Genomic DNA, 14,500 nt, shown 5'->3' on the forward strand with positions numbered 1-14,500 from the left:
CTTTTTTAATTAAGGAATCAAGATCTTTTTTCATGCGCTTTTTACACTCCCTATCTAAACATCTTACCTGTGATTTTTTTATCAATTTTGTTAGCTTGATATTGTTCCTGGTATACCTTCTGCATGCTCTGCAATATAAGAGATGGGCATAAAGTTTCAATTTTTCAGACAAGGAGGACTCCTTGTATTGTGTTTTGTCACAATTGTGATTGGCTTCTTTACAGGGAATAAAAATCTTAAACATAATTAAAACCAGTTTTCTTTTAAACATTGTGCCATTGCCGTGCGTGCTCTATGAATTATTACCCAAAGATTAGACGCTTTAATATTGAGTTCATTACAAATTACTTCAGTTTCAAAACCTTCGATGCTTTTCATTTTAAATACTTCGGCCTGTTTCTTAGGGAGTTTTTCAAGACACCGGTAGATGGCATCACCAAGCTCTTCATTTTGCATGGCGTCTTCCGCCGTTTTATCAAAGGGATCGGCAACGCGTTCTTCCAACCAATCACCTTCACCTTCTGAGTCCTCGGAATAGTTCATCCGAACTTCAGCCTGACCTTTTTTCGAATTAATCTTCCGGTAATAATCAATGATTTTGCGTTTTAAAATGGAAATAAGCCAGGTACGTTCACTGGCTTCACCTTTAAAATTTTTCATTGATTTTAATCCTGCCAAAAAGGTGTCCTGCACCAAATCCTGAGCAATATCTTTATCATTTACACGCACGATCGTATAGTTATACAGATAGTCGGCGTATAAATCGATCCACTGATCAGGATGAAGTTCATGCTCAGGCATAATGCAATTTTTTGATACCCAAAAATAAACTAAAAAAATGGAACATTTATTTAATTAAGCCTGCTCGTTTCAAAAGAGCTTCGGGTTCCGGTTCTTTACCTCGAAACCTTTTGTATAAAACCATCGGGTCTTCCGTACCACCCTGGGATAACACATGGGTTCTGAACTTCCCGGCTACGGTTTTGCTAAAAATGCCTTCTTCTTTAAAATATTCAAAAGCATCGGCATCAAGAACCTCGGCCCATTTGTAACTGTAATACCCCGAGGAATAACCACCCTGAAAAATATGTGAAAATGCGGTGCTCATACAGTTTTCGGGAACATCCGGGTAAAGTCGGCTGTTTTCGAAAGCCTCCAATTCGTGGGTTTTTACATCGGTTATTTTTGAAGGATCAATGCCATGCCAACTCATGTCTAACAAACCGAAACTTAATTGGCGAAGGGTTTGCATACCTTCATTAAAGGTAGCTGATTCTTTGATCTTTTTTACATATTCCATAGGAATCATCTCGCCGGTTTCATAGTGTTTGGCAAAAATTTCCAAAGCTTCTTTTTCATAACACCAATTTTCTAAAATCTGACTGGGTAATTCTACAAAATCCCAGTAAACACTGGTTCCCGATAAACTAGGGTAGGTGGTGTTTGCCAGCATACCGTGCAAGGCATGACCGAACTCATGGAATAGTGTTGTTACCTCATTAAAAGTAAGTAATGAAGGTTTGGTTTTTGTTGGTTTTGTAAAGTTGCAAACAATAGAAATATGAGGTCTGTGATTTTCTCCGTTTTTAACAAACTGCGGTTTGTAAACCGTCATCCAGGCACCATTTCGTTTTCCGGGACGCGGGAAAAAGTCGGCATAAAAAATAGCTACCAATGCGCCATTGCCTTGCGTTACTTTATAGGTTAAAACCTCGTCGTTGTATTTGTCAATGTTATCGATAAGCTCAAAATTGAGATCATATAACTTGTTGGCAACGGTAAACACACCATCAATAACATTTTCAAGTTTGAAATAGGGCTTCAACAACTCATCATCCAGATTAAATAATTTTTGTTTTAATTTTTCCGAATAATAGGCGCCATCCCATTTTTCAAGGTGATCGATACCATCCAATTCTTTAGCAAAATTCTCAAGAGTTTTAAACTCCCGTTCTGCCGCAGGTTTTGCCTTTTCCAAAAGTTCATTCAGGAATTCAGTTACTTTTTCCGGGGTTTCGGCCATACGCTCTTCCAAAACAAAATGCGCATGGGTTTTATAACCTAAAAGTTGGGCGCGCTCGAAACGCAATTTGGCTATTTCTAAAACAATATCCTGATTATCCAGATCATCTTTATGAAAACCCTTAGAACCAAATGCCAACGCCATTTTTTTACGTAATGCTCTATTCTCAACATAGGTCATAAACGGAATGTAACTTGGGTAATCCAGTGTAAATAACCAACCTTCCTTTTCTTTGGATTCAGCTAAATGTTTCGCGGCTTCCTTTGCGCCTTCCGGTAACCCTGTAATGTCATTTTCATCAGTTACCAGCAACTCAAAACGATTGGTTTCAGCCAGAACATGTTCTCCGAATTTCAGCTTCAACTGTGATAATTTTTTATCGATCTCACGAAGGCGTAACTTCTTATCTTCGGGTAAATTGGCACCGTTCCGAGAAAAGCTCTTATATTTTTTATCCAGAAGTCTGGCCTGTTCCGTGGTTAAATTTAATTGTTCTCTTGAATCATAAACCGATTTGATACGTTTAAAAAGCTCTTGGTTTAGTGTTATATCATTACTGAATTCCGAGAGCATCGGTGATACTTCCTGAGCAATTTCCTGAATGGTTTTGTTAGTTTCTGCCGAATTCAAATTGAAAAAAATACTGGAGATAATATCGAGTTGTTCTCCTGCAAACTCCAGGGCTTCTATGGTATTTTCGAAAGTTGGAGGGTCTTGATTTTCAACAATATCGTCAATTTCGGCTCGAGCCTTATCCATCGATTCGACGAACGACGGCATGAAATCTTCAGTCTTAATTTTTGAAAAAGGTGCTGAATTATAAGGAGTTGCAAAAGGTATTTTTAGGTATTTGTTCATTTTTTAAAAAAAATAATTTTTTAGGATTGGAATTATTATGCGCACATAATAATTTTTTTCTATATTCGTCTCAGATACTTCATGAGTGACTAACTCAAAAGAATTATTGTTAATAGCTAAAAAAGCCTCATTCATTTGAGGCTTTTTTTATTTTAGGTCTTTAGCAGATTCGTTTACTTTAGTTTTTAAGCCTTCTTTGTAAGCTATGATTTTGTCGCGAACACCGGTATCTTGTGCTCCGATGATCTGAGCGGCTAAAATTCCCGCATTTTTTGCGCCATTAAGAGCTACAGTAGCCACAGGCACACCACCGGGCATTTGCAAAATAGAAAGCACAGAATCCCAACCATCAATAGAATTACTGCTTTTAACAGGTACGCCAATAACGGGCAATGGTGATAGTGATGCAATCATTCCGGGTAGATGGGCTGCACCTCCGGCACCGGCAATTATAACCGAAAAGCCTCTAGTATGTGCATTTTTACCGTAATCGAAAAGTTTATCCGGGGTACGATGCGCTGATACAATATCAACTTCTACTTCAATCTCGAATCCTTTTAAGATGTCGATGGCATCTTGCATAACGGGAAGGTCACTTTTACTTCCCATAATAACTCCTACTTTGCTCATGTTAATTAAATTTTCTAATGTAATACTTTTGATCGGCTGTATTTAAGTAACCGAAATAAAACGCATCATTTCTTTTGAATTTTATTTTGGCTTCGGCTCTTACGCCTTTAGGATCTTTACCTTCTTCTACCAGAAAGTCATCCATCTTTTTAAAATAGCCGGAATCAACATCCAAAGCTAAATTATAATTGTTTTTATCAAGATAAAAATCCAATGAATTTGTTCTTGAGTAGGAAGGTGTAAATATCATCGTAGGTGGTGGGCTACCAAATCCATTACCCATACCTCCCATCATTATAACCCCTCCTGAACTATAAAAATAACCACCTATGGTAACAAGGTAATTATTCTTTGTCTCAACGACTTTTAATCCCACTTCACTTTGAAAATTAGTAATTTGTCTAAGCCGATTTTTTATGCTGGCATCCTTGTCAATTTGAGTCTTAGGAATCGAATGAGTTTTTAATATTTCCTCGGAAATCACCAAATTTCTATCAGCATAATATGGAGAATTTGAATCAAAGGTTTTATCGAATAAATAACTGTTCGAGTTTAAATCCAGAACATTTAATGCAACCCGTTTTTTAGTTGCCTTTAAAAGAAATAATTTATTATCTAACAAAAATGAATTCACTTTTCTACCGGTATTTTCGTTTCTTGGAAAAAAAGTTCTAGAATTTTGCCGGGTTAAAATAGAGTAATCATTAAGGTTAATTTCAATTAATGAATTGAAATCTTTATTAGAATCCAAACCAATGTATAGTTTGTCGCCTCTAACATAAATTTTACTTGGAGCACTTATAGATTGAATATCAGTAGGTTGATTTTCATGTATAACTTTGAAGTTAACCGTGAATTCGAAACCGAACAGATATTTTCTCAAATAATCGGGTCTCTCGGGAAAATCGATTAATTTGTTGTTATAATAGAGAGGTCCTTTTTTAATATTAACGTTGTGCGATGTGTTTTCTAAATTAAGGTCCAGGCGGTATAATCTTAAAATAGGATAATCTTGAAGTAAAGTTAACATGTAAAATGCATCCTTATAGGTGAATGTGCTCAAGAATTGTTCATTCTCAAAATTAAATTCCATGGTCTTTTGAACCACTTGATGGGTTTCAAAATCATAAACAACAAAAAAATAATTTTTTTTCGATTTACCCTGCAGCATTTTTTCCTTTTCAAAAACCACAGCCTGCTTTTGTTTATCACCGAAGGTCGCTATTTCGTCATAATAGCTTGGATCTGTTTTATTGATCCGAATACTGTCAGTTCTCTCGAAAGCATCATTAAAACGGCTAAAAGCAATAAGTTCGTCTTTAGTAAACGTCAGATTAAAGAAACCATCATAGCTTGTATAATATGCATTTACGGGGTCGTTGTCCTTACCTACCGGCACAACTACATTTTCATTAGCTTCGAAAACAATATCTTGAGCATAAAAAATGGATGAAATGAATAATATGGCTAGTGTAACTGGTAAGTTTTTTGTCATTAGGTGCTTATTACTTTAATTAATCCTTTCACTTGTTCAGCAATCTTCCGGGCTTCATTCAAATCTTCGTTTACAATAGTGACATGACCCATTTTACGGAATGGTCGCGTTTGCTTCTTACCATAAATATGGGGTGTTACACCAGCCATTTTCATAATTTCAGCGATGTTTTCATAAACCACATCACCGGTATATCCTTCTGCTCCAACAAGATTTACCATAACGCCGCCAACTTTGCTATCCGTCTTTCCTAAAGGAAGACCTAAAATAGCTCGAATGTGTTGTTCGAATTGCGAGGTATAACTGGCTTCAATGGTTTGATGTCCTGAATTGTGAGGTCTTGGTGCGACTTCATTGATTAATATCTCGTCATTTTGAGTTTGAAACATTTCCACCGCAAGTAATCCAACATGATTATAAGCTTCAGAAGTTTTTAGAGCCACTTCTTGCGCTTTTTTAGCAACTGCTTCCGGTATTCTGGCAGGACAGATCACATATTCCACCTGATTGGCTTCCGGGTGAAATTCCATTTCTACAACGGGGTAACTTTTTACCTCGCCGGCGGCACTGCGGGCAACAATCACTGCGAGTTCATTTTTAAAAGGAACTAATTCTTCAGCAATACATTCTCCTTTGGGCAGACCTTCAAGATCTTCAATCGATTTTACAATTTTTACGCCCTGGCCATCATAGCCAAATTGTGCAACCTTCCAGACAAATGGCAATTTTAATCCACCGTGGTTTATGGCTTCTTTGATCTCGGATAAGTAAGCAAATCTGGAAAACGGTGCCGTTGGTAAATTATGATCTACGTAAAACAATTTTTGTTTTGCCTTATTTTGAATGGTACGTAATGTTTTAGATGACGGATATACTTTAACACCTTCCTTTTCAAGATCGGCCAGCGCCTCAATATTTACGTTTTCAATTTCGATAGTGAGAACGTCTACGTGTTTTCCAAAATTATAAACCGCATCATAATCTAAAAGATCACCGAGGTGAAATTCATCACAAGCAATCCGACAAGGTGCCGCTTCACTGGCTTCTAAAACACAGGTGTAAATGTCAAATTTTCGCGTATTGTAAAGCAGCATTTTTCCGAGTTGGCCGCCACCTAAAATACCGAGCTTAAAATTTGAAGAAAAGTAATTCATGTTGTTATTTTGGGTAAAATCGTCATCAATGATACGCAAAAATACACTTAAATCTTAAAATACTCAGGAAATGGCAATTCAAAAATGGGTATTCCTTAATCTATTGATTATCTTTGCATCCTTAAAAACAAGTTATAGTGATTAAACTTCACGATAAATATTTTAAACCGTTTATCTCGGCTAAGGAAATTGATGCTATCTTAGATAAAATGGTTGCTGAAATCTCTAAAGATGTTGGAGACGAAATACCTGTTTTTGTGGGTATTTTGAACGGCTCTTTCATGGTGGTTAGCGATTTTGTGAAAAAGTATCCGAAACCCTGCGAAGTTACTTTTATTAAGTTAGCTTCTTATGAAGGCGTGAAATCTACCGAGGATATCCAACGTTTAATTGGATTGACTCAGGATCTCACAGACCGCACGGTTATTATTTTGGAAGATATTATTGATACCGGAAATACGCTTAATGAAGTGTATCGTATTTTTAATAATGAAAGGGTAAAAACTTTAAAAATTGCGACTCTGTTTCATAAACCGGAAGCTTACAATAAGGATTTCAAATTGCATTACGTTGGAAAGGAAATTCCAAACAAATTCATAGTAGGTTATGGTTTAGATTATAACGGTTTAGGACGCGATATTCCTGAAGTTTATCAAATAAAAGAAACACAACACATGACAAATTTAGTGCTTTTTGGCCCTCCTGGAGCAGGTAAAGGAACACAAGCGAATTTCTTAAAAGAAAAATATAATTTAGTACATATTTCTACCGGTGATGTTTTTAGATTCAACATCAAAAATGAAACAGCACTGGGGATGTTGGCCAAGTCCTACATGGATAAAGGCGAGTTGGTTCCCGATCAGGTAACCATTGATATGTTGAATGCTGAGGTTGAAAAAAACGCCGATGCTAAAGGCTTTATTTTTGATGGTTTCCCAAGAACCAATGCGCAGGCAAAGGCTTTAGATAAATTAATGGATTCGAAGGATTCTCAAATTAATGCGATGATCGCTTTGGAAGTAGACGATGATATCCTTGTAGAACGTCTTTTGAAACGTGGTGAGACCAGCGGTAGACCTGATGATGCTAACGAATCTGTGATCAGAACCAGAATTTCTGAATACTACAAAAAAACAGCGATATTAAAGGACTATTACTCAGCACAGGACAAATATTTTGGCGTTGATGGTGTAGGTTCTATTGAAGATATCACAAAACGCTTAAGTGCTGTAATCGATAAGCTGTAATAAGCTCCTGAAATATTAATTTAATTTTTCCGCAAAGCGGAACCCATAACGCATGACTGAAGGTAATTTTGTTGATTATATAAAACTGTATGTCGCTTCCGGAAATGGAGGTAAGGGTTCTGCGCACTTACATCGCGAAAAATATGTAGCTAAAGGCGGCCCTGATGGTGGCGATGGCGGTCGTGGTGGTCATGTGATCGTTCGTGGAAATAAGAATCTTTGGACACTTTTTCATCTTAAATTTAAAAAACATGTTCGAGCCGGTCATGGTGAGCACGGAAGTAAAAGCCGAAGTACCGGTGCCGATGGCGAGGATGCTATAATAGAAGTGCCGTTAGGAACCGTAGTTCGAGATACCGAAACCAACAAGGTTCTTTTTGAGATTACCGAAGATGGCGAAGAAAAAATCCTGGCTAAAGGTGGCAAAGGCGGTCTTGGAAACTGGCATTTTAAATCGTCTACCAATCAAACACCACGGTATGCCCAACCCGGTTTACCCATGGAAGAAAAAGATGTAACTCTTGAACTTAAAGTACTTGCCGACGTTGGTTTAGTAGGGTTTCCAAATGCCGGAAAATCAACATTGCTCTCGGTTATCACTTCAGCAAAACCCAAAATTGCAGATTACGAATTCACAACATTGAAACCCAATTTAGGAATTGTTGAATATCGCGATTTCAAGACCTTTGTTATGGCTGATATTCCCGGTATAATTGAAGGTGCTGCGGAAGGAAAAGGTTTAGGGCATTACTTTTTACGACACATTGAACGAAACTCTATTTTACTGTTTTTGATTCCTGCAGATGCTAAAGACATCAAAGAACAATACGATATTTTGTTGGATGAGTTGCGTCGTTATAACCCTGAAATGCTTGATAAAGATCGCTTGGTTGCCATTTCCAAAAGTGATATGCTCGACGCCGAGCTGAAAGCTGAGATGAAAGCCGAATTGGATAAAACACTTCCGGTACCTTTTCTCTTTATTTCATCTGTGGCGCAACAAGGACTTACCGAACTCAAGGATGTACTTTGGAAGCTGTTGAACGCTAATGAAAACGCTCCAAAATCCAGTTCGAAATAATTTCTAAAGCATTTGGAGAAAAGGTTTCTTCAATTTTACTGTATTCTTGCGGCATTCCTGTTTCGGCTGTTTGAAATAAATGATTAAGTCCTTCTAACGCTTTTATAGTAACATCAGTATTTTGTGCTTTTTCCAAACCGGCTTTTATTCCTTCTAAATTGAGATCGGCCAAAACCTGAACATCCTTACTGCCGTTTAAAGCTAATACCGGACAGGTCGTTTCTTGTAAATAATCCTTAGGATCGATCCGAATGAAAGCTTTGATCCATGGCGATTTCAATGTTTTGAGTTGTTGCTCGATCATTACCGGAGTAATGTATGGTGCTAAAACAGACATGGGATTTTTCGCCTTATAATCATTAAGGCCTCTGGTTACCCGAGCTGCGATGGAATCTTCATTTTTAGTGGTTTTAATCACCTCATAAATAGTTTTACTCAATGTATCATTTTCATCTAACTGAATTTGTGGTACACCGGAAAGCATTCCAACCTTTTTAGCCTGACTTCGTAAAATTTCTGCACCATCAACGCCTGGTCCTGCGAGTAAAACCACAAAGGCTACATCTTTGTTTTTAGAAGCTACCATAGGTGCTATGAGTCCGCCTTCACTATGGCCTATTAAACCAATTGCAGAAGTGTCAATATCGGTTCTTTGTTTTAAAAAAGTGAAAGCAGCTTCGGCATCTGTAGCGAAATCGTATGAGGTTCCCGTTGAAAAATCACCTTCAGAATTCCCAACTCCTCGATCGTCATAGCGAAGAACAGCAATACCGTGACGGCTCAAATAATCTGCTAAAACTAAAAATGGGCTGTGATTGAACTGTTTCACAGTTTCATTTCTGTCCTGTGGACCAGACCCGGTAATTAAAATGGCAACCGGTGGGTTTTTAATGTTCTTGGGAATAGTCAGTGTTCCTTCAAATGTAATATTATTAGCCTTTGGATTTTTAAAATGTACGGTGTCGGAAGTATAGTTGAATGGTGCTTCGGGTGTTTGAGGTCTTTTTGCTTGCGAAAAAACAACAGTAAAACTCAAAAGGAAAATGATTTTAAATAAGAAGCCTCTCATAGAATTTAAAATTTAAGAATCTAATTTTTTAAAGGTGACGTAGGAGTAAAGCACAGGAATAAGTGACATGGTAATCACAATCCCAATAAATATTTTAGAACTGAGTTCTTTCTTAAAAATCAAACAACAGATCACAATAAGTAAACCACCAACAAACCAAAGTTTGCCTCCTAATTGATGCGTTTTTTTCCAAACGGTTTCGTTTTCCAGAGTCCATGGCGTGCGGATTCCGATAAAGTAATTCGCTTTAATAGTTTTCATATAATTTCCTAAAACAACAAAAAGTAATCCCAGAACAATAAAAAGTAAATTAGGATTATGCATGGCTTGTTCCTTAACGCTATAAATAATAAAGACAGCAATACCGGACATGAATAGTAGCAGGAAGAATTTCAAATTGTAATATTTCTGTCCCATGTTTTGAAGTTTCTTCTTAGGATCTATGAACGGAATTATTGAAAGTAAACCATACATGAATATGGTAAATAGGCAAGTTGTCCAAATCAATGTGGATTTATCCCCCCAATTATCTATCTCTCCTTTAAAATTCCAATGAAGCGGGACGGTTTCAGGTAAACTATTCCATACATAGGCCAAATAGACCAATGGTATGGCAATAATGAGAAGCAACGGAAGTTCTTTTTTTAATTTCATCGGTTTATTTTTTAAGCGTTATCAACCATTGCAGTACATCTTCAAGTATGGTTGTATTGATGGAATAGGTGATGAATTGTCCTTGTTTTTCACTGGTAACTAATTCGGCACGTTTTAAAATATCTAAATGATGAGAAATACTGGGTTTCGAAATATCGAAGGCTTCAGCAATATCACCAGCCGTCATGTCGCCTTGTTTTAAAAGCTCGAGAATCTGACGCCGGGTTTCATCGTTTAAAGCTTTAAATAAATAATTCATCATTTAGGTATTTAGACAAATATCTAAATATATAATGAAATGAGCAAATATTTTAGTTTAAGATCATAAAAACCAGCTGATTTTTAATTAAATTTAAAGAAAAATAGGTGTTATGAAATTTCTTAAATGGTCGATACTTTTTTTAGTGATGAGCTCCTGCGCTCCAATTTATGTGACCTATGATTACGATCGGGGAACCAATTTCAATCAATACAAGACTTACAATTATTACAGTGATATGAAACCGGGTTTGAGCGATCTTGACACGAGACGTTTATTAGATGCTTTGGACGCTAAATTGAAAACGATGGGTATGGAATTATCAGATAACCCTGGCTTTTTTATAGATATCAGTAGTCAGGCATTCCAGCAAGCGCCTAATCAAACTGTGGGTCTTGGCGTTGGTGGTGGAGGCCGAAATATGGGTGGAGGTATTTCTATTGGCTTGCCTATAGGTCAGGGTCAGATTAACCGTCAGATCACTATCGATTTTGTAGATGAAAACAAGAAACAATTATTCTGGCAGGCTGTAGGTGATTACCGATTTAATCCGGATGCCACACCTGAAAATCGATTGGCTCGAATTCAGCAATTAGTTGATAAGGTAATGTCGAAATATCCACCCAAAAAATAGCTTGCTTCTCGCTTCAAATTTTATAATTATCCTAACATTTTATCTTTTGGGAAGGCCTGTTGTTTTCGTAAATTCGTATAAAATCAGAAAAAAGAAATTAATATGAGTTTATTAGAAAATAAAGTTGCTTTGGTTACAGGAGGAACAAAGGGTATCGGGTATGCCGTTGCCTTGGCCCTGCTTAATGAAGGAGTAAAAGTAGCTATAACAAGTCGCCATGAAAAAGCGGCACAAGATGCTGCCAGTGAATTAGTTAAAGCCTCCAAAACCGGAGCGAAAGCGTTGGGTATTGAAGCCGATGTTAAAGATTATGATAGCCAGGCTCAAGCTGTTGCTAAAACACTTGAGGCTTTTGGTCAATTGGATATTGTGATTGCTAATGCCGGTCTGGGACATTTTGCTGCTGTAGATGAATTAACCGTAGCGCAGTGGAAAGAAACAATTGATACCAATCTTAGTGGCGTTTTCTATTCTATAAAAAGTAGTGTAGAGGCCTTAAAAAAATCAGAAGGTTATTTTATTTCCATTTCAAGTTTAGCCGGCACCAATTTCTTCGCTAAAGGTTCTGCCTATAATGCCAGTAAATTTGGGGTAACCGGTTTTACACAAGCTGCCATGCTCGATCTACGGCAATACAATATAAAAGTGAGTACGATTATGCCAGGCTCTGTGGCAACCCATTTTAACGGGCATACTCCAAACAGTGAAGATGCCTGGAAAATTCAGGGAGAAGATATAGGAATGTTGGTTATCGACCTACTAAAAATGCATCCAAGAACCTTACCAAGTAAGATTGAAGTAAGACCAACAATGCCACCGAGTAAATAAGAATTCATTTATTTAATGTACCTTAATAGGCTTATCAACGATTTGAAATGAAATATTACGATAAGCCTTTCGTTATGTTATGGATATGTTTTTCCTAAATAGATAAGAAATCTTAAATTTGCATTTTCACCCTGTATATGATGAAGAAAATTCTGTACCTACTTCTGTTACCTGCCACCATGTTTGGGCAAAACGCGCTTTCTGGTGTTGAGGTATTTCTTCAAAATAAACAATACGACAAAGCGGAACAGTTAATAAAAGTTTTTCTTGAAAAAGAGCCTAACAATCAGCAAGCTATTGAACTTTTGGGTGATTCCTATGGTTACCAGAAAAAATGGGATAATGCTCTGGAGGAATATAAAAAATTAATTGAACTTAACAGTAATAATGCCGATTACCATTACAAATATGGAGGCGTTTTAGGAATGAAGGCCTTGGAAAACAAGTTTAAAGCGCTAAGCTATATTGGCGATGTGAAAGCTTCTTTTTTAAAAGCCATTGAATTAGATCCAAAACATATTGAGGCGCGCTGGGCACTGGTAGAATTGTACATGCAATTACCGGGAATTTTTGGGGGAAGCAAAACCAAATCCTTAAAATATGCGCATGAGCTTTTGGATTTATCGAAACTGGATGGTTATTTGGCATTAGGTTATGTTTATGAATACGATAATCAACCGGAATTGGCTGAAAAATATTATAAAATGGGGATCGATGAGAGTGATGCTTTAAGTGCTAACTCTGGTAAAAAACGAGGTAGGGATAGCAAAACACCTCAAGGCGCATTAAACAGGAACGCTTTGTATTATCAATTAGGAAAAGTGGCTGCCGAGTATAATATAGATCTGGAAAAAGGTGAAGCCTGTTTGCATACCTACATCCGGAATTACAGCTCCAAGGATGGTGTTCCAAAAGCCTGGGCACATTATCGTTTAGCTCAGATCCAAATGCACAAACAAAACAAGAAAGAGGCTCTAAAGTATATCGACCTGGCTTTAGCTGAATTACCACAGATAAAATCTTTCAAGGCTGAAAAGCAAAAAATACTGGATCGTTAGGCCTTAGTTTTTCAATTATAGAAATCAGCAATTTCATCTGGCTTTTAGAAGGTCAATTTCTATATTTACAGTCTGAATATTTTCTAAAAAAAAATCAACATAAAATACAATGAAGGTACATTTTATTGCTATTGGAGGTGCTGCCATGCACAATCTGGCTTTGGCTTTACAACAAATGGGCTATGAAGTAACCGGTAGCGACGATACTATTTTTGAGCCTTCAAAATCCCGTTTGGAAAATGCCGGTTTGTTGCCGGAAAACTTTGGATGGTTTCCTGAAAAAATATCAAATGCCTTGGATGCCGTTGTTTTAGGAATGCACGCAAAAGCTGATAATCCAGAGCTTTTGAAAGCCCAGGACCTTGGATTGAAAATTTATAGTTATCCGGAGTTTTTATACGAACAGTCTAAAGAAAAAACCCGTGTTGTTATTGGTGGAAGCCACGGAAAAACAACAATAACCTCCATGATTCTGCATGTGATGCATTATCACGATCGCGACGTAGATTATATGGTGGGTGCCCAACTGGAAGGTTTTGATTTGATGGTAAAACTTACGGAAGAAAATGATTTTATTGTTTTGGAAGGCGATGAGTATTTGAGTTCACCTATTGATCGTCGACCAAAATTTCATTTATACAAACCGAATATTGCCTTATTAAGTGGTATAGCCTGGGATCATATCAATGTGTTTCCAACCTATGAGAATTATGTTGAGCAATTCCGGATTTTTGTAGATTCTATTGTTAACGGAGGAAGTATCAATTACAATGAAGAAGATCCTGAAGTAAAACGCGTGGTGGAAGCTTCAGAAAACCCCATCCGAAAAATTCCTTACCACACACCGGATTATACGATCGAGAACGGACAAACCTTTTTAGAAACTTCCGAAGGGCCTTTACCTATTGAAGTTTTTGGAAAACACAATCTAAATAATCTGGCGGGTGCAAAATGGATCTGTCAGCATATGGGTATAGATGAGGACGATTTTTATGAGGCCATTGCAACCTTCAAAGGAGCGAGCAAACGTCTTGAAAAATTAGGAGAAACAAGTTCTAGTGCCGCTTATAAAGATTTTGCACATTCGCCAAGTAAAGTAAAGGCAACTACCGAAGCCGTTAAGGCACAATACCCGAACTATCGGCTTTTGGCATGTTTGGAATTGCACACTTATAGCAGTTTGAATGCAGAATTTCTAAAGGAATATAAAGGCGCTCTGGATGCAGCCGATGAGGCCGTGGTTTTTTATTCCCCCGATGCTGTTGCCATTAAAAAATTGGATGCGGTAAGTAAAGATCAAATTGCGACTGCTTTTGATCGTGAGGATCTCATTATTTATACCAATCCCGAGGCATTTAAAAGCTTTTTATTCGATCAAAATTTAAAAAATACAGCGCTGCTTTTAATGAGCTCTGGAAACTATGGTGGTTTAGATTTTGAAGACGTAAAAGAACTCCTTTAGTCGGAAAAAAATAATTCAAAATAATTAAAACCGTCTGTTTAATCTTCA

The 14,500-nt window shown here is 37.2% G+C and carries 14 protein-coding genes; 6 read left to right on the top strand and 8 right to left on the bottom strand.

The genetic code is table 11. The features are described 5' to 3' along the window. Positions 1-246 precede the first annotated feature (246 nt). From ABD682_RS06245 to ABD682_RS06265, 5 genes are all read right to left on the bottom strand, one after another. Positions 247-801, bottom strand: coding sequence for a sigma-70 family RNA polymerase sigma factor (locus ABD682_RS06245; RefSeq protein WP_344740189.1), 555 nt, complete (start codon positions 799-801; stop codon positions 247-249). Between the two features lie 46 nt (positions 802-847). Beyond that, positions 848-2,881, bottom strand: a complete 2,034-nt coding sequence (locus ABD682_RS06250) for a M3 family metallopeptidase (RefSeq protein WP_344740191.1) — start codon at positions 2,879-2,881, stop codon at positions 848-850. Between the two features lie 147 nt (positions 2,882-3,028). After that, positions 3,029-3,511 (bottom strand): 5-(carboxyamino)imidazole ribonucleotide mutase, encoded by a 483-nt coding sequence (purE, locus tag ABD682_RS06255; protein ID WP_344740194.1) that lies wholly within the window; start codon positions 3,509-3,511, stop codon positions 3,029-3,031. Between the two features lies 1 nt (position 3,512). Beyond that, positions 3,513-5,006 carry a hypothetical protein gene (locus tag ABD682_RS06260; protein ID WP_344740196.1) on the bottom strand — a complete coding sequence of 498 codons (1,494 nt, stop codon included), beginning with the start codon at positions 5,004-5,006 and terminating at the stop codon, positions 3,513-3,515. Further along, complete coding sequence (locus ABD682_RS06265) at positions 5,006-6,160, bottom strand: 5-(carboxyamino)imidazole ribonucleotide synthase (RefSeq protein ID WP_344740198.1); 1,155 nt, start codon at positions 6,158-6,160, stop codon at positions 5,006-5,008. The genes ABD682_RS06260 and ABD682_RS06265 overlap by 1 nt, the downstream gene beginning before the upstream one ends. A 137-nt stretch (positions 6,161-6,297) precedes the next feature. Between ABD682_RS06265 and ABD682_RS06270 the strand changes: the two genes are divergently transcribed. Continuing rightward, a complete protein-coding gene (locus ABD682_RS06270) occupies positions 6,298-7,407 on the top strand; it encodes an adenylate kinase (protein WP_344740200.1) in 1,110 nt (369 codons plus the stop codon). Between the two features lie 52 nt (positions 7,408-7,459). Then, complete coding sequence (gene obgE / locus ABD682_RS06275; RefSeq protein ID WP_344740202.1) at positions 7,460-8,488, top strand: GTPase ObgE; 1,029 nt, start codon at positions 7,460-7,462, stop codon at positions 8,486-8,488. Here the strand turns inward: obgE and ABD682_RS06280 are convergent. The 3 genes from ABD682_RS06280 to ABD682_RS06290 are packed head-to-tail and all read right to left on the bottom strand — an operon-like array spanning position 8,454 to position 10,470. Beyond that, positions 8,454-9,557, bottom strand: coding sequence for an alpha/beta hydrolase family protein (locus ABD682_RS06280; protein WP_344740204.1), 1,104 nt, complete (start codon positions 9,555-9,557; stop codon positions 8,454-8,456). The genes obgE and ABD682_RS06280 overlap by 35 nt on opposite strands. A 12-nt stretch (positions 9,558-9,569) precedes the next feature. Further along, a complete protein-coding gene (locus ABD682_RS06285; protein ID WP_344740206.1) occupies positions 9,570-10,211 on the bottom strand; it encodes an SdpI family protein in 642 nt (213 codons plus the stop codon). 4 nt (positions 10,212-10,215) lie between these two features. Next, positions 10,216-10,470: an autorepressor SdpR family transcription factor gene (locus ABD682_RS06290; RefSeq protein ID WP_344740811.1), complete on the bottom strand. Its 255-nt coding sequence runs from the start codon at positions 10,468-10,470 to the stop codon at positions 10,216-10,218. A gap of 112 nt (positions 10,471-10,582) precedes the next feature. Here ABD682_RS06290 and ABD682_RS06295 point away from each other — a divergent pair, with 112 nt between their 5' ends. The 4 genes from ABD682_RS06295 (at position 10,583) to ABD682_RS06310 (ending at position 14,452) form a co-directional block, all read left to right on the top strand. Next, positions 10,583-11,104, top strand: a complete 522-nt coding sequence (locus ABD682_RS06295; RefSeq protein WP_344740208.1) for a DUF4136 domain-containing protein — start codon at positions 10,583-10,585, stop codon at positions 11,102-11,104. Positions 11,105-11,206: 102 nt separating this feature from the next. Then, positions 11,207-11,932 carry an SDR family oxidoreductase gene (locus ABD682_RS06300; RefSeq protein WP_344740210.1) on the top strand — a complete coding sequence of 242 codons (726 nt, stop codon included), beginning with the start codon at positions 11,207-11,209 and terminating at the stop codon, positions 11,930-11,932. A gap of 137 nt (positions 11,933-12,069) precedes the next feature. Then, positions 12,070-12,990, top strand: coding sequence for a tetratricopeptide repeat protein (locus ABD682_RS06305; RefSeq protein WP_344740212.1), 921 nt, complete (start codon positions 12,070-12,072; stop codon positions 12,988-12,990). A 109-nt stretch (positions 12,991-13,099) separates the two neighbouring features. Continuing rightward, positions 13,100-14,452, top strand: a complete 1,353-nt coding sequence (locus ABD682_RS06310; RefSeq protein ID WP_344740214.1) for a UDP-N-acetylmuramate--L-alanine ligase — start codon at positions 13,100-13,102, stop codon at positions 14,450-14,452. Positions 14,453-14,500 lie beyond the last annotated feature (48 nt).

It is taken from the genome of Gaetbulibacter aestuarii, from assembly GCF_039537665.1.
GTDB classification, from domain to species: Bacteria; Bacteroidota; Bacteroidia; order Flavobacteriales; family Flavobacteriaceae; genus Gaetbulibacter_A; species Gaetbulibacter_A aestuarii.

What these genes read in the sequence shown, in the direction of transcription:
- ABD682_RS06265 (WP_344740198.1), bottom strand. Translation starts at nt 6,160, where the DNA reads ATGAATTACTTTTCTTCAAATTTTAAGCTCGGTATTTTAGGTGGCGGC.
- ABD682_RS06280 (WP_344740204.1), bottom strand. Translation starts at nt 9,557, where the DNA reads ATGAGAGGCTTCTTATTTAAAATCATTTTCCTTTTGAGTTTTACTGTT.
- ABD682_RS06300 (WP_344740210.1), top strand. Translation starts at nt 11,207, where the DNA reads ATGAGTTTATTAGAAAATAAAGTTGCTTTGGTTACAGGAGGAACAAAG.
- ABD682_RS06260 (WP_344740196.1), bottom strand. Translation starts at nt 5,006, where the DNA reads ATGACAAAAAACTTACCAGTTACACTAGCCATATTATTCATTTCATCC.
- purE (WP_344740194.1), bottom strand. Translation starts at nt 3,511, where the DNA reads ATGAGCAAAGTAGGAGTTATTATGGGAAGTAAAAGTGACCTTCCCGTT.
- ABD682_RS06250 (WP_344740191.1), bottom strand. Translation starts at nt 2,881, where the DNA reads ATGAACAAATACCTAAAAATACCTTTTGCAACTCCTTATAATTCAGCA.
- ABD682_RS06285 (WP_344740206.1), bottom strand. Translation starts at nt 10,211, where the DNA reads ATGAAATTAAAAAAAGAACTTCCGTTGCTTCTCATTATTGCCATACCA.
- ABD682_RS06290 (WP_344740811.1), bottom strand. Translation starts at nt 10,470, where the DNA reads ATGAATTATTTATTTAAAGCTTTAAACGATGAAACCCGGCGTCAGATT.
- ABD682_RS06310 (WP_344740214.1), top strand. Translation starts at nt 13,100, where the DNA reads ATGAAGGTACATTTTATTGCTATTGGAGGTGCTGCCATGCACAATCTG.
- ABD682_RS06295 (WP_344740208.1), top strand. Translation starts at nt 10,583, where the DNA reads ATGAAATTTCTTAAATGGTCGATACTTTTTTTAGTGATGAGCTCCTGC.
- obgE (WP_344740202.1), top strand. Translation starts at nt 7,460, where the DNA reads ATGACTGAAGGTAATTTTGTTGATTATATAAAACTGTATGTCGCTTCC.
- ABD682_RS06305 (WP_344740212.1), top strand. Translation starts at nt 12,070, where the DNA reads ATGATGAAGAAAATTCTGTACCTACTTCTGTTACCTGCCACCATGTTT.
- ABD682_RS06245 (WP_344740189.1), bottom strand. Translation starts at nt 801, where the DNA reads ATGCCTGAGCATGAACTTCATCCTGATCAGTGGATCGATTTATACGCC.